This window comes from Polaribacter sp. HaHaR_3_91 (assembly GCF_019278525.1).
In the GTDB taxonomy this organism is placed as follows: domain Bacteria; phylum Bacteroidota; class Bacteroidia; order Flavobacteriales; family Flavobacteriaceae; genus Polaribacter.
The window spans coordinates 3,821,350-3,844,595 of sequence record NZ_CP058986.1 but is presented as its reverse complement, the minus strand read 5'-3'; the positions used below and the strand labels follow the sequence as shown (position 1 = coordinate 3,844,595).

Genomic DNA, 23,246 nt, shown 5'->3' with positions numbered 1-23,246 from the left:
GTTTTATAAAACGTACCTTTGCAGAAAAATATTAAGAATGACTTTTCAAGATTTAGGAATCTCTAATCAATTACAATATGCTATTGACGATTTGGGTTATGTAACTCCAACGCCAATACAAGAACAAGCATTTTCTGTTGTAAGATCGGGGAAAGATGTAGTGGGAATTGCGCAAACAGGTACCGGAAAAACCTTTGCGTATATGATGCCTATTTTGCAAGAATTAAAGTTTTCTAAGCAAAAACATCCTCGAGTTTTGGTTTTGGTACCAACGCGTGAGCTTGTTTTACAAGTGGTTGAACAGATAGAACAACTATCTAAATATATTAATACGCGTGTTTTAGGTGTGTATGGTGGTGCAAACATTAATACCCAAAAACAAGCTATTTTACAAGGACAAGATATTATTGTGGCAACTCCTGGTCGTTTATATGACTTGGCGTTGAGCAATGCTTTAAAGCTAAAATCTATTCAGAAATTAGTAATTGATGAGGTAGATGTAATGTTAGATCTAGGGTTTCGTTTTCAGTTGATGAATATCTTTGACGTGATTCCAGAAAGAAGACAAAACGTATTATTTTCTGCTACGATGACGGAAGATGTAGATTTGTTAATTTACGATTTCTTTAAAAATCCAGAGAAAATATCTGTTGCAGTAAGTGGAACACCTTTAGATAATATAGAGCAAGTTTCTTATAACATTCCTAACTTTTTTACCAAAGTTAATTTGTTACATGAGCTTTTAGCAGATAAAGAAACGTATAATAAAGTATTGATTTTTGTTGGTTTTAAAAGAACTGCAGATTTGTTATTTAAGCACTTACAAGAAGCGTTTAATGATGAAATGTGTGTGATTCACTCTAATAAAACGCAGAATTATAGAATTCGTTCTATAAAACAGTTTGACGAAGGTAAAAACCGAATTTTACTAGCTACCGATGTAATGGCGCGTGGTTTAGATTTTGACAACGTTTCTCATGTTATCAATTTTGATACACCAGAATTTCCTGAAAACTATATGCACAGAATTGGTAGAACTGGTCGTGCAGAAAGAGCAGGAAAAACGATTCTTTTTTCTACTCCAAGCGAGCAAGAAACAAAAAAAGGTATTGAAGAATTAATGAATTATGAAATTCCGGTTTTAGACTTACCAGAACACGTTGAAATTTCTAAATTATTAACAGAAGATGAACGTCCGAAAGAAGATCAAGGGATTTCTAAGAACAGAACTTCTTTAGAATATGTTCCAGGACCTGCGTTTCACGAAAAGAGTGAGAAAAATAGCCAAGTAAATTTAGGTGGTTCTTACAGACGAGAAATTGCTGCAAAATATAAGAAGCCTAAAACAAGAGGAGATAAAAACTACAACAAGCATAACAAGAAAAAGAAAAAATAATGCAGATTTTAACAGCACAAGAATTGCATAATTTGGCAATGAACATTGTTGGTAAGAAGCTTACAAAAATGGGGTATGAGTTTCAGGCTATAAACAGTCAGTTAAAAAGACATCCCCAATTTGTGTTATTTAAAAAAGGAGAACCTACTATTTTTGTCTTGGTAAAGGCGAGTAATAATATTCAAAATCCGAATGAATATGATACCATTTGGATGGAGACTTTTAAAAATCACGCTAAAAAACAAAATGCCAAAGTTTGGTTTGCCGGCGTAGGAATTGCCAACGCAGAAAGTGTTGAAAGTCCTATTTTTAAAGACCAACCTTATTATGAGGCTTTTGATGATTTTATTAAGATTTTGGAGTAGGTTAGTTTAACTATATTGATATCGAACGTTTTAATGTTTTATATCAGAAGTTAGCTGATTTTTTTGAGAAAGTCAAATTTGCTTATACATAAAAAACCACCTCAAAAGAGATGGTTTTTATATTGTTATTGTGTTTATAGTGAGAAAAGTCTATTTATGGATTTGTAGACCATAAAGAAGCTCCTTTAAGCATGGCTCTTCTTGGTAATTTTAATCCAGCTACAATTAACTCAGCAAAATCTTCTGGTTGTAAAACAGAATCTTCAGAATCTTTGTTTGCAATACCTAATTCTACAGACATATCAGATGCAATTGTACTTGGTGTTAACGTACAAACTCTAATGTTGTTTTTACGTACTTCTTTCATTAAAGATTCCGACATACCAATAACCGCAAATTTAGAAGCAGAATAGGCAGATGTAGTTGCATTTCCGTTTAATCCTGCAGTAGAAGCAACATTAAAAATATCACCCTCATTTTTATCAATTAAATAAGGTAAAACCTCTTTTGTTACATGATACATACCCATAACATTGGTTTGTATAATTTGGGTCCATTTGCTAACCTCCATGTCGTTTAAAGAACCAAAAGCTGCTATTCCGGCATTGTTTACTAGAATATCAACCGTACCTAAAGAGTTTACAATGTTCTTGATTCCTGTTTTAACTTCTTCGTAAACACCAACATCAAAAACTTCGTAAATCGCTTTAATGCCAAATACTTCTAGTTCTGCAACTGTTTCTTTTAAAACGGCTTCAGTTCTACCAGTTATAGCTACGTCAATTCCTTCTTTTGCAAAGGCTATTGCGGTTGCTTTTCCTAAACCTCTTCCGCCACCTGTAATAATTGCTTTTTTGTTTTTTAAATTTTCCATTTTTAAATTTTTAAAGTATGACTATTTTCTAAACAAAAAACCATCTGAATTTCAGATGGTTTTAAATTTTTATTCAATAAAGATTATTTATTAGCATCTTGCTCTAACAAATCAAAGAATTGATCTAATTTAGGCATGATGATAATTTTTGTTCTTCTGTTTATTGCTTTATTAGCAGCAGTATTATTGTCTACTAAAGGAACATATTGACTTCTACCAGCTGCAATTAATCTTCCTGGTTTAACTCCGAATTTATATTGTAAAATTCTTGTTATAGAAGTTGCTCTTAAAGCAGATAAATCCCAGTTGTCTTGAATAACAGTTCTCTTAATTGGTGTAGAATCTGTATGACCTTCAATCATAACTTCCATTTCTGGTTGGTCTTTAATTACTTTAGATATTTTTTCTAAAACAGTGTATGCTTTGTCAGTTACATTATAACTACCGCTTTTAAATAATAATTTGTCTGAAATAGAGATAAATACTACAGTCTTTTCTACATTAACCTGTATGTCTTCATCTTGAATTCCGTCAGTTAAGTTTTTAGTTAAGTGGTATTTAATTGCAAGGTTTAATGAATCCTTTTGAGTCATTGCTGCTCTAATACCGTTTATGAATTTATCTTTTTCACTTAACTGTGTAATAACGTTTTTAATATTATCTGAAGAAGATTGTGTTAAAACCGTTAAGTTTTCAACTTGCTTTAAAGCACCTTTTTTATCCTCTTTTAAAGAGTTAATTTGCTCTGTAAGTGTTGCTACATCTTTTTCGCTTTCAATTAAACACTTCTGTAAAGTTGCTTTTACATCTACTAATTCTGTTGTAGTTTGATCATGTTCGTCCTGTAAAGTAACAAACTTCTTTTTAGAAACACAAGAACTAACTATAACTGCAGTCAATAATAAGATTGATATTTTTTTCATTGGTAATAATATTTAATTAAGTCAACAAATTTAACGAATTGTTGTTACAAAAAATACTATAAATGATATTTTATGAAAACTTTATGCTCTATTTTTGTAAAATATTTTAAATTTTATGATTCTAAAAAATAAAGTTATAGTTACTATCGTTTTACTAGTGTTTCTTTCTTGTTCTAAAGAAAAAATAAAAGACTATACCTTAACAGGGCGCGTATTTGGTACCACTTATAAGATTGTTTATTTAGATGGTGCTAAGGACTATCAAACCTCTTTAGATAGTCTGTTTTTTTTAATGAACAAATCCTTATCAACCTATATTCCTAGTTCAGATATTTCTAGAATTAATAAAGGAGATTCTACTGTTATTGTTGATGATTTATTTTTAGAGGTTTTTAAAAAATCGAAAAGAATTTATACAGAAACCAATGGTTATTTTGACCCAACTGTGGGGAATTTAGTAAATGCTTGGGGTTTTGGACCAAAGAATGAAAGGGTCAATTTAAACGAAGATCAAGTAACGCAACAAATGCAGTATGTTGGTTTAGATAAAGTAACTTTTGTTGATGGTAAAATTAGAAAACAAGATCCTAAAATTTATTTAGATTTTAACTCTATCGCTAAAGGGTTCGGAATTGACGTGGTGGCTCGTTTTTTAGATAGTAAAAATATCTCGAATTACTTAATTGAAATTGGAGGAGAAATTAGAGCTAAAGGGATAAAAAAAGAAAAGCATCCTTGGGTTATAAAATTAGTAAATCCTATAAAAAAGGACAGTACTAAAGGATATCGAAAAATAAATTTGTCTAATAAATCGATGGCTACCTCTGGTAATTATAGGAAATTTAGAATTACAAAAGACGGACACAAATACGTACATACAGTAAATCCTAAAACGGGGTATGCCGTAGAAAGTAATTTACTAAGTGCTTCTGTTATAGCTGATTTAGACTGTGCTGATACAGATGCATATGCAACTGCTTTTATGGCAATGGGACTAGAGAAAGCGAAAGAGTTTTTAGATACTCATAAAAATATTGATGCTATTCTATTATTTAATAACGAGAACGGAGATTTAGAAGAATACACAACAAATGCCTTTAAGTAGTTCACTATTTACGCTGTGTTTTTGTTATCTTGCATTGTAGATAAATAAAGATAAATAATAGGTATTACTATGATGAAATTACTTCTAACACTTTTATGCATAATTTCTTTTACATTTACAAATGCTCAGTCTAACACAGACATTGCTAATGTGTATTTAAAGAGAGCAAAAGAAGCGGTAGAAAACAATGTGAATTACAAAGAAGCATTAGTGCATTTTGAAAAAGCATTGAAGTATCTTGATTCAATTTCAGACAAAAATTTAGCAACTTTAGCTTCCTCGATTTATTTTGAAAATTATCAATTTCAAACTACTGATATAGAAAAAATAGCATTTCTAAAAAACTCGGAAATTTATAGTAGACGATACTTTGTTTTAGAACAAGATAATACTACCGAAGGGTATACAAAAAATTTAGAAAGTCTTATTTTAATTCAGGAAACTATAGAAGCTTTAGAAACTAAGTTAAAGAGGGAGGAAGAAGAGCGTATTAAAAAAGAGAAAGCATCTAAGAAAATAGATTCGCTAAAAAGTATTTGGAATCAAAAATCTGAATCTCTGTTTATAAAGGTAGATAGTATTTACAATTTTAATGCAAACAATTTAGCTCTTTTTAAAAAGGATGGAAGTTTTGGAATTATAGATGATAGAGGTATAATTATATTAGCAGCCACCGATTATAAAGACGCCATATCTTCTGAAGGTTTTATTTTATTAAAAAATAAAAAAGAGCAACCCAATAAAATTTATTGCTTTAACACAAATAACAAAAAGGGATTTATTTTACCAAGTGTTAATAGATTTAATTCTTTAGCTACACATTATGGACAGGTAATGTTACCAAGAGGAAATGGACGATTGGTAACATATCCAGATAATTCTTTTGAGCCATTGGTTTATGACTTAAATGTTAAAAAACAGGTTAGAATTACCAATAAATCAGAATTATTGAAATCTCTAAAAAAGGAAGATCTAATTGATAGATATAATAAAGATGGTGAGGTTAAAATAAATAAAGAATGGTATCTATTTGAAGGACATTTAGGTGGAGGAATGTATTCATTATATTTTGAGGATAGTTACAAAGTACACTCTTTTTTAAGTGCTACGACTAAAAAAATATTAAGTGCAGATGCTGGATTTGAATATATAGGAGCTTATTATAAGGGTAGATTTCAAGCAATTAAGAAAGGGGAGGTTATTTGGATTAATGAAGAAGGAGCAAAGGTAAGTGAAGTTAAAGATGAGTCTAAAAAATATTTAGGAGACTCTAAAGTAGTTAAATTAGCGTCGGGGACATATCAAATTGTAAAAAATAATGTAATTGTATTGGGTGATCAAGAATTAGAAAAATTAAGTGTGTTTTTAGGAAAACATAAAAAGAACTAATCCTTATAACAGACAGGAAGAATTTCATGTTTCATTAAACAAAATCGTTCTAGTTTCTCTGGACCGATTTTTTTTGTATAATCTACTTCATCCACCTTAAAGCCGATAGAACGTAGTTTATCGAAATAATCTCTACCGTACACTCTTACGTGATCATATTGTCCAAAAATCTCTGCACGCTTTTTTTTGTCTGTAATTGTATCGTCTTCAAACGTCTTTTCTCTAGATAAATCTTGCGGAATTTGAAAAACACCAAATCCGCCTTTTTTAAGCACTCTAAACAGCTCTTGCATCGCTTTAGTATCGTCTGTAATATGTTCTAACACATGATTACAGAAAATAACATCAAAAGAGTTGTCATCAAAAGGCAAGTCGCAGATATCGGCTTTTACATCTGCAATTGGAGATTCTAAATCTGAAGTAATATAGTCTAAGTTTTTTTGTTTTCTAAAAATGTCTAAAAAACATTGTTCTGGAGCAATGTGTAAAGTTTTAAGTTTTTCTGTTGATGTAAAAAAAGGAGTTTCATCTCTTAAAAATAACCACATTAAACGATGTCTTTCCAAAGATAGGGTAGAAGGAGAAAGTGCATTTTCTCGTTGTTTGCCATATCCGTAAGGTAAAAATTTTCTAAAACTCTTGCCGTCTATTGGATCTGTAAATGTATCGCCCTTTAAAGAAAAAGCAATAATTGGTCTTACTAGATAACTAGCTTTTATTAACCAAGGTCTTGGGATGGTATTTAGAATGGATTTAAAAATAGACACGAATTACACGGATTACACAAAATGAGAGTTATAAAATTACTCTTTTGTAGGTTAAACTATCTTCACCAAAATTAACTAATAAGCCTAGTTTTATTTTTGATGCAGCTAAATAATTTAGAGTTTGTTTTATATGGCTGTTTGTTAAACATTCAATTGCTTTAATTTCAAGTATTATTTTATTATCGATAACAAAATCAGCAAAATAATAATGAGACAATTTTTCTCCTTTATATAATATTTGAAATTTTACTTCCCTTTCATATAAAATTCCACGTCTTTTAAATTCAATTTCTAAAGCATCACCATAAATAATTTCACTAAAACCTTTTCCTAACTCTTTATGAACTTCCATGCAGGAACCAATAATGTTATATGATTCCTGTTTATGTAGAAGTTCTGATTTCAATTTTTTTAGTGAAATTATAAAGTTTATTTTTTAGTGACAATTAGTGAAATTAGTGTCCTTTTTACTGTCTGAATGCATCCTCCTCATCGGTAACAATCCCCAATGCATCATGTACATATTTAAAAGTAGAAAGTAATTCTGGTTTACCGTTTACAATAGCAACATCATGCTCAAAATGGGCAGAAGGTTTGTTGTCTAAAGTAGTAATTGTCCAACCGTCAGAATGTTGTTTAATTTTGTGAGTTCCTAAGTTTGTCATTGGTTCTATGGCAACTACCATACCTTCTACAAACTTTTTACCACGACCTCTTTTTCCGTAGTTTGGCATTTCTGGATCTTCGTGCATATCTCTTCCTAATCCATGACCAACCAATTCTCTTACAACACCATAACCATGGTCTTCAGAAAATTTCTGAATAGCATAACCAACATCACCAACTCTATTTCCAGCTTTAAATTCTTTGATACCAACGTATAAACTAGCTCTAGTTACATCTAGTAATTTTCTAGTTGCTGGTTCAATCTCTCCAACAGCAAAAGTGTAGGCGTGATCTCCGTGAAAACCATTTTTATATGCACCACAATCTATAGAAATAATATCGCCTTCTACTAATGGGTTTTTATTTGGAATACCGTGTACAACTTGGTTATTTGGACTCATACAAAGTGAGTTTGGGAAATCGTATAACCCTAAGAAACCAGGTACAGCACCTTCAGATCTAATAAAATCTTCGGCAAGTTTATCTAAATACAAAGTAGAAACTCCTGGTTTTACTTCTTTAGCAAGCATACCTAACGTTTTAGAAACGATTAGGGCGCTTTCTCTCATCAACTCTATCTCTTCTCTTGTTTTTATCTTAATCATGTTAAAAAAATTGAATGGCAAAGTTACTATAATTTAGGTAGAATGAAGTAAGGTTTGTCTATTTGAAAAAAGAGAAAAACCCTTTTTTCTTTTTTTTAGGTGGCTCGTAATTAAAAATAGCTTTGTGTATTTCTGTCCAACCTAAAAAGCCACCTACATTTCTGTCGTCTATAAATAAATCTGCATGTATTTTACGACTGTGTTTTTTACCGAATTCCTCTTCAGGAAAATTTTTGTTTACTGCATAAAATTCAATGTTGTTTTCTTTGCAGAAAGCAACTGCTTCATCTAGTCTTTTTCCGTGTCTATAAGTCCACAGAATTAATCGATGCCCTTGAGATTGTAATCTTTTTAAGGTATCGAAAGCAAAAATTATTTCTTCACCTATTTTTGGATAGGCATCTTCTACAATGGTACCATCAAAATCTACGGCAATAATTAGCGGGTTATTAGGTATCATTAATTGTCGTAAGAATGTTTATAAGCCTCTCCAGAAACAATTTTTAGCATGTCTTTCTCTAAGGATTCACGGGCATATTCTACATATCGACCAATTTCTTTTCCATCTCTATAAAAGATAAAAGTTGGTACTCTTTTTATGTCAAAGCCTTCTTGTAAATTATCAGGAGTTTTTTTACTGACGTCAACAGTAATAAGCTCAAAATTATTTAAGTTAAAATCAGTTTGTTCTAAAATTTTGTATAAATGTGGAGTTTCTCTTTTGCTATCTCCACACCAAGTACCCATAAAACCTTTAATTGTAATACCTTTTAACTCCTTTTTAAGAGCGGTAATTGTTGCTGGGTCTGGAGTATAACTCTCTAATTTCTGATTAAACCAAGAACTATAGGGGATTTGTTGAAAAGAGGCTTTGTTAGCCACTCCAATCAAATCCCCGCTTTGATTTTTTTCTGCAGTTACTTTTTGAGTTTCAGTTACTTTTTGTTGGCCAATGCAAGATGCAAATACCATAATACAAGCCAATAAAAAGACTTTTTTCATAAGTTGAGTTGTTTTAATTATAATAAAGAATGTTGTGTCATTTCTTTTGGTTGTTCTAGATTCATTAAATCTAAAATTGTAGGAGCAATATCACCTAAAACACCACTGTTTATCGATTTAATTTCTTTATCAATTAGAATAAAAGGAACAGGGTTTGTAGTGTGTGCTGTATGAGGAGATCCATCAGGATTCATCATTGTTTCACAGTTACCATGATCTGCAATTAATAAAATAGAATATCCATTATCTAAACCAGTTTCTATAACTTCTTTAGCACAAATATCTACAGCCTCACAAGCTTTAATAGCAGCATCCATCATTCCTGTATGACCAACCATATCTCCATTTGCAAAGTTTAAGCAAACAAAATCAGCTTCACCTTTCTTTAAATCTTCACACAAAGCATCTTTTAACTCGTATGCAGACATTTCTGGTTTTAAATCGTAAGTAGCCACTTTTGGCGAGTTTCTTAAAATTCTAGATTCCCCTTCAAACGGAGTTTCTTGTCCACCAGAAAAGAAAAATGTAACGTGCGGATACTTTTCTGTCTCTGCAATTCTAATTTGTTTTTTACCCGCTTTAGATAAAACTTCTCCTAAAGTATTTTTAATGTTATCAGTATTATAGATCACGTTAATTCCTTTAAAACTTGCATCATATAAAGTGATGGTTGTAAAATAAAGGTCTAATTTTTTCATTCCAAATTCAGGGAAATCATTTTGAGACAACGCATTTGTCAATTCTCTACCTCTATCTGTTCTGTAGTTAAAGAAAAGTACAACATCACCTTCTTTAATTTGAGCCTTTGGAGAACCATCTTCATTAGTTACAATGATTGGTTTGTGAAATTCATCGGTAATACCAGCTTCGTAATTCGTTTTTATAGTATCAATAATATCAGTTGTTTTTGTACCAACTCCATTAACAACACCATCATACGCTTCCTTTACACGTTCCCAACGGTTATCTCTATCCATAGCATAATAACGACCTGTTACGGTTGCTACTTCACCAGTACTTTTATCCATGTGTTCTTGAACCTCATTTAAGAAATAAGGAGCAGATTTTGGATCACAATCTCTACCGTCTGTAAATGCGTGTAAATACACATTATCTACATTGTTTTCTTTAGCAACATCTAATAATCCTTTTAAGTGATTAATGTGTGCATGAATTCCTCCATTAGAAACTAGTCCTAATAAATGAACGTCTTTGTTATTCTCTTTTGCGTATTTAAAAGTATCTAATAATACTTTTTCTTGCCCTAAAGTATTTTCTTTAACAGCTTTATTAATACGAGCTAGATTCTGATATACAATTCTACCAGCACCTAAATTCATGTGTCCAACTTCAGAATTTCCCATTTGTCCTTCTGGCAAACCAACATGTTCTCCGTCTGTCCTTAATTGAGCATTAGGGTATTTGTCGTATAAACCGTTTATAAAAGGAGTTTTTGCATTGTAAATAGCAGATACCTTAGGGTCTTGTGTAATTCCCCAACCATCTAAAATCATTAGTATAACTTTCTTGTCCATTGTCTTAAAATTGAACAGTAAAATTAAGAAATATTTTACCGTTTATATTGATTTTATCAAATTTTTACGAAACCGATAACGTAAAGTAACATTGTAAAAAGGACTGTATAAATGAAGCTAGATTTATTTAATGATTGATTCGTTTTTTTTCTTATCAAAATAAAGATGATTTGTTAAAACCTTGTTAATAGAAGGTTTTTTTGAAACAATTTAAATAATTATAAGTCTATATAAAAAGAACAAACACTTATAAAATTAACTTAAAACCTATAGTCATGAAAAAAATAATATTACCATTATTACTTTGTCTTTTTGCATTTGGATCTATAAATGCAACGACTCCAGAAACCTTGAGTCTTAAGAAAGTAGTAACGATTAAACCGCATTATAATGTTAGTGCTTTTTTAAAGCTGATACGAATGGGGAATTATGAAGCCGTAAAAGCTTTAATAGAAAGAGGAGAAAATATAAACAAAAAATCAAATGGTTTAACACCATTAATGTATGCTGCAAGGTATAATAAAGCTGAAATTGTAAAACTTTTAATTGATAATGGCGCTAAATTAAGAGTAAAATCTACCAGAGGAAATATGACTGCCTTAGATATGGCAAAAAGATCTAAAGCTTTTGATGCCGTTAAAGTTATAAAAGAATCACTTTAGTATTATTATTTGAATTAATTAATCTAAAGCAAACAGACTATCTTTTAAGGTAGTCTGTTTTTTTTGTTATAAAGAATATCCTATATAATTTAAAGCGATTAAAATAACAATAATTAATAGCATTAGGATAGCTACTTTTCTTTTAAAAGCAATTTCATTTTCTTTGATAATTTCTTCTTTGATTTTTTTTAATTGAGATGGGCTTGCTTTTTTATCAAAATGAAGTTCACTCTTTTCGCTTTTTTTATGGCTTTTGATTTTATCAAAAGTAGAAATATGAGATCGTTTATTAGTACTTAGACTTGCAATCATGTGTGCTATAAAACCTCCTCCTGCCATAATTAATAATTTAGTATTTAATTATAAGTAGTAAAAAAGTGTAAAATGTTACACTTAAAAGATTCTTACTTTGCGATTAGTGTGTGTAAAAATGATTTTAACATGTTTTAAATAAATAATCATTATTTTAAAGCGTATTATTGTAAGAATAATTCAATACTTTTTTAATGAGCCTCCATTTCGAATTAAACGAAGTCACTAAAAAATTACCCAAGCATCTACACAAGTTTGTGGTACAACAGCCGTATGAAGAATATACAGCGCAAAACCAAGCTGTTTGGCGTTATGTAATGAGAATGAATGTAGATTACTTAAGTAAAGTAGCGCATAAATCTTATATGACAGGTTTAGAGAAAACGGGTATTTCTGTAGAAAACATTCCTTATATGGAAGGTATGAATAGGATTTTAAAAGAAATTGGTTGGGCTGCGGTTTCGGTTGATGGTTTTATTCCGCCCAATGCATTTATGGAATTTCAGGCTTATAATGTCTTGGTGATTGCATCCGATATGCGAACCATAAATCATATCGAATATACACCAGCACCAGACATCATTCATGAAGCAGCAGGTCATGCGCCTATTATTTCGAATCCTGAATATGCAGAATATTTACGAAGGTTTGGGGAGATTGGTAGTAAAGCAATTTCATCTGCTAAAGATTATGAAATGTATGAAGCAATCAGGCTTTTATCCATCTTAAAAGAAAATCCAAATTCAACAGAAAGTGAAATAGATAATGCAGAACAAAAAGTAGCTTATCTACAAAATAACATGGGCGAATTGTCTGAAATGGCACAAATTAGAAATTTACATTGGTGGACAGTAGAATACGGGTTGATTGGTACTTTAGATAATCCTAAAATATACGGAGCAGGTTTACTTTCCTCTATTGGAGAGAGTGCTTGGTGTATGCAAGATGAAGTGAAAAAAGTTGCGTATTCTATTGATGCAGCAACTATAAATTTTGATATTACAAAACCGCAACCGCAATTATTTGTAACTCCAGATTTTGCTTATTTAAGCTTGGTGTTAGATGAATTTGCCAATACAATGGCGATAAGAACTGGCGGATTGAAAAGTATTCAGAAATTAATAAATTCTGATAATTTAGGAACCATAGAATTGACAACGGGAATTCAAATTTCTGGTGTTTTTACCAAAGTTATTCAGTTTAAAAATAATAAAGTAGCTTATTTTCAAACTACAGGTGCTACGGCGTTGTCTAATAGAGATAAAGAATTAATTGGGCATGGAATTACTAGTCATGCTAGTGGTTTTGGAAGTCCGGTTGGTAAATTAAAAGGAATTAATTTACCAATAGAAGACATGAGCCCGAGAGATTTAAAAGCGTACGGAATTTACGAAGGTGAATTTATGACTTTAGAATTTGAGAGTGGCGTTATTGTAAAAGGAAAAGCAATTACCGGAACTAGGGATTTAAGAGGCAAAATTTTAATTATTTCTTTTGATGATTGCACGGTTACTTATAAGGAGGAAGTTTTGTTTCAACCAGAATGGGGAATTTATGATATGGCAGTTGGTAAAGAGGTAGTTTCTGGCTATGCAGGTCCTGCAGATGTAGATTCTTTTTTAGGTTTAGGAAAAGTATCTGAAACTAAAACACATAAAATTAAATACTCAGAAAGTGAACAAGAATTGTATGCCTTGTATGATGAAGTTAGAGTTCTAAGAGAAGAAGAGTCTTCAACTAATAAAAAAATAACAGAAATATTTAATCAGTTAAATAGCAAATTTCAAGGAGATTGGTTGTTGCTTTTAGAATTATATGAATTAGCTTTGCAAAGTAATTTTTCTATTAAGAAGACCATTTTAGAGAGATTAGAAGTTTTAAAATGTAACAAAAGCTACACAAAGCTAATTGAAAATGGATTAATTTTGTGTCAAGTTTAATATTAAAATAAAAACAACATGGGTCTATTTGACATGTTTAAAAGAAAAGATATGAGTGCAGAAATTAAAGAATACTTAGAAAAAGGAGCTGTAATTTTAGATGTAAGAACACAAGAAGAGTGGGATGAAGGACATACAGAAGGAGCAGAACACATAGTTTTAACGGTTATTCCTTTAGAAGTTGAAAAAATTAAAGCTTGGAACAAACCTGTAATTGCTGTTTGTAGAAGTGGAGCAAGAAGCGGACAAGCAACTCAGTTTTTAGAAAAACATGGAGTAGATGTTATCAATGGAGGTCCTTGGCAAAACGTAGATCAACACGTTTCTTAAAAATAAACGTTTGTAAAACCTGTTTTTAATGAAGGGTTTTATTCATAGGATAAAAAAGATAGAATTTTAACTTCGTGTTAGAATTCTATTTTTTTTTGTTTAAAATTAAAAAGTTTATTTCTTAAAACCTTTTTGTTTGTGTCTTTGTAATCTGTTGTATTTTTTTATAGAATGTGTCGCTTTTCTAAAGAAAGCAAAGATTCCACCTAGCATTGCCCCTACAAAAGCTCCCATAGTTAATGGATCAAAATTATGACCAGTAATAAGGTATTTGGTATAGAAAATAATGATTCCTATAAAAATAGAAACAATAAATACTTTTATTTTAGATTTTGATATATGGGCGTAAATACCACAAATAAATCCTGTTATTATTGAGGTTGCCGTAATTTTTGTTAAAATGAGTTTTGATACATTAATTTCATCTGAAACAAAAATGGATGTTATGAACATGCCTAGTAACAGTCCTGAAATTATACCAATTAATATTTTCTTACTCATTTTTGGAGGTTAAAAGTTATAAGAAGGGAATTTACATAAAATTTTTAAGTAAATTAATTTTATTTTTTTGTGCTTTAAAAATTGATAAAAGGAAACTGAACTTTTAATTTGTCTTTTTTTACTTCTAAATTTTTTAAAAATTGCTGATGTTGTGCTGAGTTTTCGTTGAAAGGCCTATGAGAAAGTCCCTTTTGAATTACATCCACTTCTTTCATTGTTAAAGTAGTCTCTTCAGAAAACCAAGTGGCAACAAATTTTTCCCAAATATAATTAATGGCAGTTTTATTGGGATGCACCATATCTTCTGCATAAAAACGATAATCCCTTAATTCATCCATCATAATTTCATAACTAGGGAAATAATGTGTCTTTTCTCTATGGTTTACAACATTATGAACCGCAGCAATTAAATGAGATTTGCTTTGCGTGTTTTCTATAAAGCCATCTTTTAAATGACGAACCGGAGAAACCGTAAAAAGTATGTGTATGTCTTTATTGATAGATTTTAAAAGCACAATTATGGCTTCTAAGCTTTCTGAAATCTTATCTACAGTAAGTAATTCTTTTATGAATTTTTTCTGCGGAATTTTATGGCAATTGGCAACAATTTTATCGTCTTCTATAAATCGATACACCCAAGAAGTTCCTAAAGTAATAATAAGGTGAGAAGCTTCTTTTAAGTTTTTATTTGTTGATGAAATTGCTGAATTTAGATTATTTAAAAGCTCATTTTTATCAGCAGCACTTAGGTAAGAATGCGCATCAAAACAATGCCAACGTTCATTTTGGAAGATTAAATCTGTTGCTGTATATTCTTTTTCATTTATAGCATTTGTAATTAAATTTTCAATTGCTTTTGGGTGAAAAAGAATTCCGAATGGATTTTGGTTAGATTGAAACTTAAAATAATTGAGCTTATCTCCAATGTTTTCTGAAAAACAAGATCCTAATAATAGCACCTTAGAATTGTAATTTATTGGGTTTCTAGTTTCTTGCTCTAAAGGAATTTGAGTTTGGAGTTTCATCTTGCAAAGGTGTGGATTTTTTTGTTTCTCGAAAAAGCTTATATATTGTTGTGTCTTCTCGCACAAAAGCGCAAAAGTTTTATGAGTTGTTTGGTGTTTTTTTTCTCTCGCAGAGACGCTAAGACGCAAAGTTTTTTTACAAGTTGTGTGTTCTTAGTTGTATGTTTAATTTATATGATAAACATAATAATACACCACCTTTGTATCTCTGTGCCTTTGCGAGAAACTTTTTATACCAAATAATCTACTGCTTTCTCTAAAGCTTTCGGAATTCCTCCTGGGTTTTTACCACCTGCAGTTGCAAAGAAATTTTGTCCACCACCACCACCGTGTATTAGTTTTCCTAATTCTCTTACTACTTTTCCAGCATCGTAACCACGTTCATTTGCCAATTCTTTTGAAATATAACAAGTTAACATCGCTTTGTCTTTTGCAGCAGAAGAAGCAAATAATAAGAATAAATTCTGATGTTCTTTTCCTAAAGAAAAAGCTAAGTTTTTAATTCCGTTTTGGTCTAAATCTACTTTTGTAGCTAAAAACTGAACGCCATTAATTTCTTGTAATTGGTTTTTTAATTCACCAGATAAATTCTGAGCTTTATCTTTTAATAATTGTTCTATTTGTTTCTGTAAAGAAGTATTTTCATCTTGTAACTTCTGTACTGCTTTTACAGGTTCTTTTGTGTTGTTTAATAAATCTTTAATTTCGAATAAAGCCTTATTGTTTTCAGAATAAAAATCTTTTACAGCGTCATTTGTAATCGCTTCTATCCTTCTAATTCCAGAAGCTACAGCTCCTTCAGATTTAATTTTGAAATGCCAAATATCACTGGTGTTTTTTACGTGTGTTCCACCGCAAAGTTCTATAGATTTTCCAAATTTTATAGCTCTTACAGTATCACCGTATTTTTCACCAAATAAAGCCATTGCACCATCTGCAATTGCTTTTTCCATTGTAATATTTCTGCTTTCTTCTAATGGAAGTTTACCTGCAATTCTTCTGTTTACAAAGTTTTCTACCTCACGTAATTCATCCACAGTTAATTTAGAAAAGTGAGAAAAATCGAAACGTAAATATTTAGAATGCACAGCAGAACCTTTTTGCTCTACATGTGTTCCTAAAACTTCTCTTAACGCTTGGTGCAATAAATGCGTAGCTGTATGGTTACACTCTGTTTTAGAACGTTGTTTTTGATCTACAACCGCTTTAAAATTTTCGTTAATATTTTTTGGAAGATTCTTAGTGAAGTGAATAATAACATTATTCTCTTTTTTAGTGTCTAAAATATAAACAACATCTCCTTGTGTGGTTTCTAAATACCCTTTGTCTCCAACTTGTCCACCACCTTCTGGGTAAAAAGGAGTTAAATTGAAAACCAATTGAAACATTTCACCATCTTTTTTAGAGGTTACTTTTCTGTATCGTGTAATTTTTACGTTTGCTTCTAAAGCATCGTAACCAATAAACTCTTCTATAGGGTCATCAACTAAAACAGTCCAGTCTTCGGTAGACATTTCACTTGCAGCTCTAGATCTGTTTTTTTGTTTTTGTAGTTCTTCTTCAAATCCTTTTTCATCTAATGTCAATCCTTTTTCAGAAAGAATTAAAGAAGTTAAATCGATAGGAAAACCGTAAGTGTCATATAATTCAAAAGCTTTATCACCAGAAACTTCCTTACCAGAAGTACTTTCTATAATTCTGTCTAATAATAATAAGCCTTGATCTAATGTTCTTAAAAAAGAAGTTTCTTCTTCCTTAATCACATTTTCTATTAATTGTTTTTGTGCTTTTAATTCAGGGAAAGCTTCTCCCATTTTATTGCTTAAAACATCTACTAATCTATAGATAAAAGGCTGTTTTTTGTCTAAGAATGTAAAACCGTAACGAACAGCACGTCTTAAAATTCTTCTAATAACGTAGCCAGCACCTGTATTACTTGGTAATTGCCCATCTGCAATAGAGAAAGCAACGGCTCTTACGTGGTCTGAAATAACTCTAATAGCAATATCTTGCTCTAGGTTTTTGCCATATTTTACATCAGTAATTGTTTCAATTTCTCTAATAATTGGTGTAAAAACATCTGTATCGTAATTAGATTTTACGTCTTGCATTACCATACACAAACGTTCAAATCCCATACCAGTATCAATATGTTTGTTTGGTAAATCAACTAAAGTTCCGTTTGCTTTTCTGTTGAACTGCATAAAAACTAAGTTCCATATTTCTACTACTTGTGGATGATCTTCATTAATTAAAGTTCGTCCATCTACTTTTGCTTTTTCTTCCGCAGAGCGGATATCAACATGAATTTCAGAACACGGTCCGCAAGGTCCTTGCTCACCCATTTCCCAGAAATTATCTTTTTTGTTACCTTTTAAGATTCTATCTTCAGCAATAAATTGTTTCCAGATATCAAAAGCTTCGGTATCCATTTTTAAATTATCTGCATCATCAGAACCTTCAAAAACAGTAACATATAAAATGTCTTTATCAATTTTATAAACTTCAGTTAATAACTCCCAAGCCCAAGCAATTGCTTCTTTTTTAAAGTAATCGCCAAAAGACCAGTTCCCTAACATTTCAAATAATGTATGATGATAGGTATCGTATCCTACTTCCTCTAAATCGTTGTGTTTACCAGAAACACGTAAACATTTTTGAGAATCTGACATCCTGCTGTTTTTTGGCACTCCATTACCTAAAAAATACTCTTTAAAAGGTGCCATTCCAGAATTTACAAACATTAATGTAGGGTCGTCCTTAGTTACCATTGGTGCAGAAGGAACAATTAAGTGTGCTTTTTCTTTGAAAAAATTTAAAAAAGTAGCGCGGATATCTTGTGATTTCATAAAAAAGAAGTTTCCAACAAGTTGGATTATGTTAAATTAGTTTAAAAAATACTGCGAATAAAAAGCAGTTGTAAAACATTTTGTAAATTTGTGAGTTATTAAAAATGAAACTCAATATAAAAGCACAAAAATAGTCTATTTAGCAATATGGCAAAAGTAAAATATTATTACGATGCGGACACACTTTCTTACAGGAAAATTGCTGTAAAAAAGGGTGAATATTATAAGAAAACTGTTATTGGAGTTTTAGCTTTAGTATTATCTGCATTTATTGGTTTTATTGTGTTTAGCCAGTTTATAATGTCTCCAAGAGAGCGAGCTCAAAAAAGAGAACTAGAAAATTTAAAGTTACATTACGAGTTGCTTTCTAAAAAAATGCAAGAAAGTTCGTCTATTTTGGCGCAATTACAAGAAAGAGATAACAATATTTATAGAACTTATTTTGAAGCAAATCCTATATCAGATGAGCAAAGAAAAGCTGGTTTTGGAGGGGTAAATAGATACAAATATTTAGATGGTTTCGATAATTCTACGATGATTGCAAAAGTAACTAAAGACATAGATATACTTTCTAAACAATTGGTTGTGCAGTCTAAATCTTTAGATGAAATTGTAAATTTGGCAAAAGAAAAGGAGAAAATGTTAGCTTCAATTCCTGCTATTTTGCCCGTAAAACTTGCAGATTTAACAAGAATGGCTTCAGGCTATAAATGGAGATATCATCCAATATTAAAAATTAGAAAATTCCATAAAGGAATGGATTTTACAGCCCCTGTAGGAACGCCTATTTTTGCTTCTGGTAATGGAGATGTAATAAGAGCACAAAGAAGTGCCACTTTTGGAAACGTGGTTTATATAGATCATGGATATGGATATAAAACTATTTATGCCCATATGAGTAAAATAAAAGCGAAAAAAGGTGACAAGGTAAAACGTGGGGACTTAATTGGATATGTTGGTAATACTGGTAGATCGGTATCGGCACATTTACATTATGAAGTTCATAAAAACGATGTAGCTGTAAATCCTATTAATTTTTATTATGGAGATTTAACTCCAGAAGAGTTTGCAGCAATGCAAAAAGCTGCAGAAGAAGAAGGGCAGTCTTACGATTAATTTTTTGTTTCAATTTAGGAACAAGATTATTGATATAAGAGATAAGTCAAAAAAAGAATATTAAAAATTACTATTCTAAAAATACTTTTTTAATCTTCAAATACTTAATACTGAAAAAGATGCACGTAGATTTACCCGAGAAAAGATATTATAAAATAGGTGAAGTTGCCAAAGCGTTTGACGTAAATACTTCATTAGTTCGTTTTTGGGAAAAAGAGTTTGATATTATTAAGCCTAAAAAAAATGCTAAAGGAAATCGTTTATTTACACAAGAAGATATTAAAAACTTTAAGTTAATATTTAACCTTGTAAAAGAGCGAGGTTTTACCTTAGATGGAGCTAAACAGAAACTTAAGAAAAATCCAGAAGGAATAGTTCACAACCTTGAAATTATTACTAGATTAGAAGGGGTGAAAGCAGAATTGATTAAAATTAAAAATCAATTGTAACATTTCTTTAGTTTAGATGTCTAACTTAATAGGATAGAAGCTAATATTCTTTTACAACCCGAAGAATATTAAGTAGTTTTGTAGTACAAAAATCAATCAATCAAAAAATTAAAAATTAGAAATTATGAAAAAATGGTTAATACCAGTAATAGTAATCCTTGTTGTTGTTTTCGGAGTATACAATTGGGGTAAAAACTTTAATAATGAAGCTGTTGTTTTACAAGAAGATGCAAAAACAACTTGGTCTAATGTAGAGAGCTCTTACCAACGTAGAAATGATTTAATTGGTAATCTTATTAAAACAGTACAAGGAGCAGCAGATTTTGAAAGAACTACTTTAACAGAAGTGATTGAAGCAAGAGCAAAAGCTACCTCTGTAAATATAAATGCAGGAGATTTAACAGCAGATAATATGGCGCAATTTCAACAAGCGCAATCTGGCTTAACAGGTGCGTTATCAAAATTATTAGTTTCAGTAGAGCGTTATCCAGAATTAAAAGCGAATCAAAACTTTTTAGAATTACAAAGTCAATTAGAAGGTACAGAGAACAGAATTAATGTTGCTAGAGATCGTTTTAATGAAGGTGTAAATAATTATAACAAACACATCAAAGTATTTCCAAATTCTGTGTTAGCAGGAATGTTTAATTTTGATGAAATGGATCGTTATAAAGCAGATGCAGGATCTGAAAATGCACCAGATGTAAACTTTGATTTTAATAATAAAAAAGAATAATATGTCTAAAGTAGAAGCGTTTCTGTCTCCAGAAGAAGAACAAGAAATTATTTCTGCTATAAGAGTTGCAGAGAAAGAAACTTCTGGCGAAATACGAGTGCATATTGAGGCTACCACAGAGAAGAATCATGATGAACGAGCGTTAGAAGTTTTTCATTTGCTAAAAATGAACAACACTAAAGATGATAATGCAGTGTTGATCTACGTTGCTGTAAAAGACAAGAAATTTGTTATTTATGGTGATAAAGGAATTAACAAAGTAGTACCAAAAGATTTTTGGGATACGACTAAAGATGTAATGCAAAATCATTTTAAACAAGGTGCTTTTAAACAAGGAATTGTAGACGGAATTTTAAAGGCAGGAAAAGAATTGCAATCACACTTTCCTTGGCAAATTGATGATGTAGATGAACTTTCTAATGAGATTTCTAAAGGATGATATACAGTAAACAGTATTCAGTAAGTAGTATTCAGTTAGCAGTATTTTTTAGAAAAATTACTTTTTTTATTGCGTTTTTATTCACGTTAAGTGTTTTTTCTCAAGGGTATCAAATCCCAGAAATTCCAGAGTTTCAAACCAGTGTATATGATTATACTAGTTTATTAACTGAGAGTCAAAAAACAAGTTTAGAAAGTAAATTGGTTCGTTATTCAGATACCACTTCTACTCAAATTGTAGTAGCTATTATTCCATCCACCGAAGGTGAAAATATTAATTATTTAGCAGCTAATTGGGGAGAGAAATGGGGAATAGGTGATGCAAAAAAAGACAATGGTGTTTTAATGTTGTTGGCATTAAACGACAGAAGAATTGCTATTCAAGCTGGTAAAGGTACAGAGCATCTTTTAACCGATTTTCAGGCAAAGAGAATTATTGAAAGAGTTATTATTCCCGAGTTTAAAAGAGGAGATTATTATAGCGGTTTAGACAAAGGGTCTGATTATATTTTTAGAACCTTAAACGGAGAGTTTAAAGGAAGTAGGCAAAAAGATGCAGAAGGTTTTGATCCTGGGATTATTATTTTTATCATTATAGTATTCATCATTTTTATTTTAATTTCTAGAGGAAATAAAAATAATGGTAGTGGTGGTAGAGGTTTTAGAAGCGGATCTATTGCAGGCGCTATTTTAGAAACTATTATTTTAAGTAACGCCGGTAGAGGTAGCGGAAGTTTTGGCGGTGGTTTTGGAAGTTCATCTGGAGGCGGAAGCTTCGGTGGAGGAGGCTTTGGAGGCGGTTTCGGCGGAGGTAGTTTTGGTGGAGGTGGCGCTTCTGGTGGCTGGTAAATTCCATTTTAATCTTTCTTGTCGGAAGAAAACCTAATAAAAAACAAATAACAAACCCTTCAGAATAAAAAAACTGAAGGGTTTTAATATTAAAATAAATTGAATTGTTGATGAAAGTAATAACTGTAATTTTTAGTTTTTTGTCTTTAGTTAGTTGTCAAAATTTTGGTAGTTTAAAACTTATATCAGAATTATCAAAAGACTTAGAAGAGGTTTCTGGAGCAGAAGTAGTTGCCAATTCAGATTTAATTTGGATGCTAAACGATAGTGGAAATAAACCTAAAATTTACGGTGTTTCTGCTACCGGAAATATTGTTGAAGAGCTTACCATAAAAGAAAAAAACCACGATTGGGAAGACCTTGCATCCGACGAAGAAGGAAACCTTTATATTGGTGATTTTGGAAATAATGATAGTGAAAGAGAAAACCTTGTTATTTTAAAAGTAAAACATGGTGATTTAACAAGTTCTAAAAAAATAAAAGTAGAAAAAATTAAGTTTTCTTATCCGGAACAAAAGAAGTTTCCACCTAAAAAGAAAAAACTGTTTTTTGATGCAGAATCTTTTTTCTATTATAATAATTCATTTTATGTGTTTACTAAAAGTAGGGTAGAAGAAAAGTATGGTAAAACCTCTTTATACAAGGTTCCTGCTAAAGAAGGGAAACATGAAGCAGTATTTATTTCTGAATTTAATAATTGTAACGACAAGGAATGTTGGATTACTTCTGCAGATATTTCTGACGATGGTAGCAAAGTAGCATTGTTGTCACCTGCTGCTGTTTTAATTTTTACGGATTATAAAAACGATGATTTTTTATCAGGAAAATTAACCAAAATTCCATTAAATTCTTATTCTCAAAAAGAAGGAATTACTTTTAAAGACAATAATACTTTATATATTACCGATGAAAAAGCCGATGGTGTTGGCGGTAATTTTTATGAGTTGAAGTTTTAGTTTGTTGCCCCATTAAAACTAATTTATTCCCATGAAAAAGAGCTAGGTTATTATAAATTATCTCCAGTTGTCTTTTATTGAATAGCAAACTTATAAATTAACAACCCCCAACCTAACACTAAACATAGTCCTCCTAACGGTGTAATTGGTCCTAAAAATTTTAGTTTTTTATTATTGGCAGAAGAAATTACTAAACCATAAATAGAAAATGAAAATAAAATGATTCCGATAATAAATGAATAAACAATGTAATTGTCAATGGTAATTTTGTGGTTTAACTGAAAACCTAAAACAAGTAATACAATGGCATGATACATTTGGTATTTAACACCCGTTTCAAAACTTTGTAATTGGTCTGTGTTTAGTTTTTTCTTTAAAAGGTGCGCACCAAAAGCACCAAAAATTACGGCTGACATTCCAAAAAATGCTCCAGAAATTAATGCTATTTTATCCATA

General features: G+C 30.8%; 26 protein-coding genes. 13 read left to right on the top strand and 13 right to left on the bottom strand.

Annotated features, from left to right (window positions below; all coding sequences use genetic code 11):
- Positions 1-37: 37 nt before the first annotated feature.
- Together H0I27_RS16020 and H0I27_RS16015 are read left to right on the top strand one after the other, a co-directional pair.
- Positions 38-1,396, top strand: a complete 1,359-nt coding sequence (locus H0I27_RS16020; protein WP_218731647.1) for a DEAD/DEAH box helicase — start codon at positions 38-40, stop codon at positions 1,394-1,396.
- Positions 1,396-1,761, top strand: a complete 366-nt coding sequence (locus H0I27_RS16015; RefSeq protein ID WP_218731646.1) for a Na(+)-translocating NADH-quinone reductase subunit F — start codon at positions 1,396-1,398, stop codon at positions 1,759-1,761. The genes H0I27_RS16020 and H0I27_RS16015 overlap by 1 nt, the downstream gene beginning before the upstream one ends.
- 154 nt (positions 1,762-1,915) lie before the next feature.
- On the opposite strand, the gene H0I27_RS16010 is transcribed toward H0I27_RS16015, so the two are convergent.
- The gene (locus H0I27_RS16010; RefSeq protein WP_218731645.1) at positions 1,916-2,635 is read right to left on the bottom strand and encodes a 3-ketoacyl-ACP reductase; all 720 of its coding nucleotides are present in this window, start codon (positions 2,633-2,635) and stop codon (positions 1,916-1,918) included.
- 83 nt (positions 2,636-2,718) lie between these two features.
- Complete coding sequence (locus H0I27_RS16005; RefSeq protein ID WP_218731644.1) at positions 2,719-3,558, bottom strand: OmpA family protein; 840 nt, start codon at positions 3,556-3,558, stop codon at positions 2,719-2,721.
- A 115-nt stretch (positions 3,559-3,673) separates the two neighbouring features.
- Between H0I27_RS16005 and H0I27_RS16000 the strand changes: the two genes are divergently transcribed.
- Both H0I27_RS16000 and H0I27_RS15995 read left to right on the top strand, forming a co-directional pair.
- Positions 3,674-4,663: an FAD:protein FMN transferase gene (locus H0I27_RS16000; protein ID WP_218731643.1), complete on the top strand. Its 990-nt coding sequence runs from the start codon at positions 3,674-3,676 to the stop codon at positions 4,661-4,663.
- A gap of 69 nt (positions 4,664-4,732) precedes the next feature.
- Entirely contained in the window at positions 4,733-6,052 is a 1,320-nt protein-coding gene (locus H0I27_RS15995) for a hypothetical protein (RefSeq protein ID WP_218731642.1), read from the top strand.
- Here the strand turns inward: H0I27_RS15995 and H0I27_RS15990 are convergent.
- From H0I27_RS15990 to gpmI, 6 genes are all read right to left on the bottom strand, one after another.
- Complete coding sequence (locus tag H0I27_RS15990) at positions 6,049-6,819, bottom strand: class I SAM-dependent methyltransferase (RefSeq protein ID WP_218731641.1); 771 nt, start codon at positions 6,817-6,819, stop codon at positions 6,049-6,051. The two genes, H0I27_RS15995 and H0I27_RS15990, sit on opposite strands and share 4 nt — an antisense overlap.
- A gap of 28 nt (positions 6,820-6,847) precedes the next feature.
- Positions 6,848-7,171, bottom strand: coding sequence for a GxxExxY protein (locus H0I27_RS15985; protein ID WP_218731640.1), 324 nt, complete (start codon positions 7,169-7,171; stop codon positions 6,848-6,850).
- Between the two features lie 115 nt (positions 7,172-7,286).
- Positions 7,287-8,090, bottom strand: a complete 804-nt coding sequence (gene map, locus H0I27_RS15980; protein WP_218731639.1) for a type I methionyl aminopeptidase — start codon at positions 8,088-8,090, stop codon at positions 7,287-7,289.
- 58 nt (positions 8,091-8,148) lie between these two features.
- Positions 8,149-8,550 carry a BT0820 family HAD-type phosphatase gene (locus H0I27_RS15975; protein WP_218731638.1) on the bottom strand — a complete coding sequence of 134 codons (402 nt, stop codon included), beginning with the start codon at positions 8,548-8,550 and terminating at the stop codon, positions 8,149-8,151.
- A complete protein-coding gene (locus H0I27_RS15970; protein ID WP_218731637.1) occupies positions 8,550-9,092 on the bottom strand; it encodes a thioredoxin family protein in 543 nt (180 codons plus the stop codon). The genes H0I27_RS15975 and H0I27_RS15970 overlap by 1 nt, the downstream gene beginning before the upstream one ends.
- Before the next feature lie 17 nt (positions 9,093-9,109).
- A complete protein-coding gene (gpmI, locus tag H0I27_RS15965; protein ID WP_218731636.1) occupies positions 9,110-10,627 on the bottom strand; it encodes a 2,3-bisphosphoglycerate-independent phosphoglycerate mutase in 1,518 nt (505 codons plus the stop codon).
- A 275-nt stretch (positions 10,628-10,902) separates the two neighbouring features.
- Between gpmI and H0I27_RS15960 the strand changes: the two genes are divergently transcribed.
- Entirely contained in the window at positions 10,903-11,289 is a 387-nt protein-coding gene (locus H0I27_RS15960; RefSeq protein ID WP_218731635.1) for an ankyrin repeat domain-containing protein, read from the top strand.
- Between the two features lie 66 nt (positions 11,290-11,355).
- Here H0I27_RS15960 and H0I27_RS15955 read toward each other — a convergent pair whose 3' ends face one another.
- Positions 11,356-11,628 carry a hypothetical protein gene (locus H0I27_RS15955; protein ID WP_218731634.1) on the bottom strand — a complete coding sequence of 91 codons (273 nt, stop codon included), beginning with the start codon at positions 11,626-11,628 and terminating at the stop codon, positions 11,356-11,358.
- A 167-nt stretch (positions 11,629-11,795) separates the two neighbouring features.
- Here H0I27_RS15955 and H0I27_RS15950 point away from each other — a divergent pair, with 167 nt between their 5' ends.
- Together H0I27_RS15950 and H0I27_RS15945 are read left to right on the top strand one after the other, a co-directional pair.
- Positions 11,796-13,541, top strand: a complete 1,746-nt coding sequence (locus tag H0I27_RS15950) for an aromatic amino acid hydroxylase (protein WP_218731633.1) — start codon at positions 11,796-11,798, stop codon at positions 13,539-13,541.
- Between the two features lie 51 nt (positions 13,542-13,592).
- A complete protein-coding gene (locus H0I27_RS15945; protein ID WP_218731632.1) occupies positions 13,593-13,871 on the top strand; it encodes a rhodanese-like domain-containing protein in 279 nt (92 codons plus the stop codon).
- A gap of 114 nt (positions 13,872-13,985) precedes the next feature.
- On the opposite strand, the gene H0I27_RS15940 is transcribed toward H0I27_RS15945, so the two are convergent.
- From H0I27_RS15940 to alaS, 3 genes are all read right to left on the bottom strand, one after another.
- Complete coding sequence (locus tag H0I27_RS15940) at positions 13,986-14,372, bottom strand: hypothetical protein (RefSeq protein ID WP_218731631.1); 387 nt, start codon at positions 14,370-14,372, stop codon at positions 13,986-13,988.
- A 74-nt stretch (positions 14,373-14,446) separates the two neighbouring features.
- Positions 14,447-15,397, bottom strand: coding sequence for a GSCFA domain-containing protein (locus H0I27_RS15935; RefSeq protein WP_218731630.1), 951 nt, complete (start codon positions 15,395-15,397; stop codon positions 14,447-14,449).
- Positions 15,398-15,627: 230 nt separating this feature from the next.
- Positions 15,628-18,246, bottom strand: coding sequence for an alanine--tRNA ligase (gene alaS / locus H0I27_RS15930; protein ID WP_218731629.1), 2,619 nt, complete (start codon positions 18,244-18,246; stop codon positions 15,628-15,630).
- Between the two features lie 147 nt (positions 18,247-18,393).
- Here alaS and H0I27_RS15925 point away from each other — a divergent pair, with 147 nt between their 5' ends.
- From H0I27_RS15925 to H0I27_RS15900, 6 genes are all read left to right on the top strand, one after another.
- Positions 18,394-19,362 carry a M23 family metallopeptidase gene (locus tag H0I27_RS15925; RefSeq protein WP_165731855.1) on the top strand — a complete coding sequence of 323 codons (969 nt, stop codon included), beginning with the start codon at positions 18,394-18,396 and terminating at the stop codon, positions 19,360-19,362.
- Positions 19,363-19,481: 119 nt separating this feature from the next.
- Entirely contained in the window at positions 19,482-19,811 is a 330-nt protein-coding gene (locus H0I27_RS15920) for a MerR family transcriptional regulator (RefSeq protein WP_165732026.1), read from the top strand.
- A 124-nt stretch (positions 19,812-19,935) separates the two neighbouring features.
- Complete coding sequence (locus tag H0I27_RS15915; RefSeq protein WP_218731628.1) at positions 19,936-20,547, top strand: LemA family protein; 612 nt, start codon at positions 19,936-19,938, stop codon at positions 20,545-20,547.
- Position 20,548: 1 nt separating this feature from the next.
- Entirely contained in the window at positions 20,549-20,986 is a 438-nt protein-coding gene (locus H0I27_RS15910; protein WP_218731627.1) for a TPM domain-containing protein, read from the top strand.
- The gene (locus H0I27_RS15905; RefSeq protein WP_218731626.1) at positions 20,983-21,834 is read left to right on the top strand and encodes a YgcG family protein; all 852 of its coding nucleotides are present in this window, start codon (positions 20,983-20,985) and stop codon (positions 21,832-21,834) included. The genes H0I27_RS15910 and H0I27_RS15905 overlap by 4 nt, the downstream gene beginning before the upstream one ends.
- Positions 21,835-21,944: 110 nt before the next feature.
- The gene (locus H0I27_RS15900; RefSeq protein WP_254712696.1) at positions 21,945-22,790 is read left to right on the top strand and encodes a hypothetical protein; all 846 of its coding nucleotides are present in this window, start codon (positions 21,945-21,947) and stop codon (positions 22,788-22,790) included.
- 74 nt (positions 22,791-22,864) lie between these two features.
- On the opposite strand, the gene H0I27_RS15895 is transcribed toward H0I27_RS15900, so the two are convergent.
- Positions 22,865-23,245, bottom strand: coding sequence for a DUF423 domain-containing protein (locus tag H0I27_RS15895; RefSeq protein ID WP_218731625.1), 381 nt, complete (start codon positions 23,243-23,245; stop codon positions 22,865-22,867).
- Position 23,246 lies beyond the last annotated feature (1 nt).

Coding starts and splice junctions, on each gene's coding strand:
- H0I27_RS16020 (WP_218731647.1), top strand. CDS start 38: ATGACTTTTCAAGATTTAGGAATCTCTAATCAATTACAATATGCTATT.
- H0I27_RS16015 (WP_218731646.1), top strand. CDS start 1,396: ATGCAGATTTTAACAGCACAAGAATTGCATAATTTGGCAATGAACATT.
- H0I27_RS16010 (WP_218731645.1), bottom strand. CDS start 2,635: ATGGAAAATTTAAAAAACAAAAAAGCAATTATTACAGGTGGCGGAAGA.
- H0I27_RS16005 (WP_218731644.1), bottom strand. CDS start 3,558: ATGAAAAAAATATCAATCTTATTATTGACTGCAGTTATAGTTAGTTCT.
- H0I27_RS16000 (WP_218731643.1), top strand. CDS start 3,674: ATGATTCTAAAAAATAAAGTTATAGTTACTATCGTTTTACTAGTGTTT.
- H0I27_RS15995 (WP_218731642.1), top strand. CDS start 4,733: ATGATGAAATTACTTCTAACACTTTTATGCATAATTTCTTTTACATTT.
- H0I27_RS15985 (WP_218731640.1), bottom strand. CDS start 7,171: ATGGAAGTTCATAAAGAGTTAGGAAAAGGTTTTAGTGAAATTATTTAT.
- map (WP_218731639.1), bottom strand. CDS start 8,090: ATGATTAAGATAAAAACAAGAGAAGAGATAGAGTTGATGAGAGAAAGC.
- H0I27_RS15975 (WP_218731638.1), bottom strand. CDS start 8,550: ATGATACCTAATAACCCGCTAATTATTGCCGTAGATTTTGATGGTACC.
- H0I27_RS15970 (WP_218731637.1), bottom strand. CDS start 9,092: ATGAAAAAAGTCTTTTTATTGGCTTGTATTATGGTATTTGCATCTTGC.
- gpmI (WP_218731636.1), bottom strand. CDS start 10,627: ATGGACAAGAAAGTTATACTAATGATTTTAGATGGTTGGGGAATTACA.
- H0I27_RS15960 (WP_218731635.1), top strand. CDS start 10,903: ATGAAAAAAATAATATTACCATTATTACTTTGTCTTTTTGCATTTGGA.
- H0I27_RS15955 (WP_218731634.1), bottom strand. CDS start 11,628: ATGGCAGGAGGAGGTTTTATAGCACACATGATTGCAAGTCTAAGTACT.
- H0I27_RS15950 (WP_218731633.1), top strand. CDS start 11,796: ATGAGCCTCCATTTCGAATTAAACGAAGTCACTAAAAAATTACCCAAG.
- H0I27_RS15945 (WP_218731632.1), top strand. CDS start 13,593: ATGAGTGCAGAAATTAAAGAATACTTAGAAAAAGGAGCTGTAATTTTA.
- H0I27_RS15940 (WP_218731631.1), bottom strand. CDS start 14,372: ATGAGTAAGAAAATATTAATTGGTATAATTTCAGGACTGTTACTAGGC.
- H0I27_RS15935 (WP_218731630.1), bottom strand. CDS start 15,397: ATGAAACTCCAAACTCAAATTCCTTTAGAGCAAGAAACTAGAAACCCA.
- alaS (WP_218731629.1), bottom strand. CDS start 18,246: ATGAAATCACAAGATATCCGCGCTACTTTTTTAAATTTTTTCAAAGAA.
- H0I27_RS15925 (WP_165731855.1), top strand. CDS start 18,394: ATGGCAAAAGTAAAATATTATTACGATGCGGACACACTTTCTTACAGG.
- H0I27_RS15920 (WP_165732026.1), top strand. CDS start 19,482: ATGCACGTAGATTTACCCGAGAAAAGATATTATAAAATAGGTGAAGTT.
- H0I27_RS15915 (WP_218731628.1), top strand. CDS start 19,936: ATGAAAAAATGGTTAATACCAGTAATAGTAATCCTTGTTGTTGTTTTC.
- H0I27_RS15910 (WP_218731627.1), top strand. CDS start 20,549: ATGTCTAAAGTAGAAGCGTTTCTGTCTCCAGAAGAAGAACAAGAAATT.
- H0I27_RS15905 (WP_218731626.1), top strand. CDS start 20,983: ATGATATACAGTAAACAGTATTCAGTAAGTAGTATTCAGTTAGCAGTA.
- H0I27_RS15900 (WP_254712696.1), top strand. CDS start 21,945: ATGAAAGTAATAACTGTAATTTTTAGTTTTTTGTCTTTAGTTAGTTGT.
- H0I27_RS15895 (WP_218731625.1), bottom strand. CDS start 23,245: ATGGATAAAATAGCATTAATTTCTGGAGCATTTTTTGGAATGTCAGCC.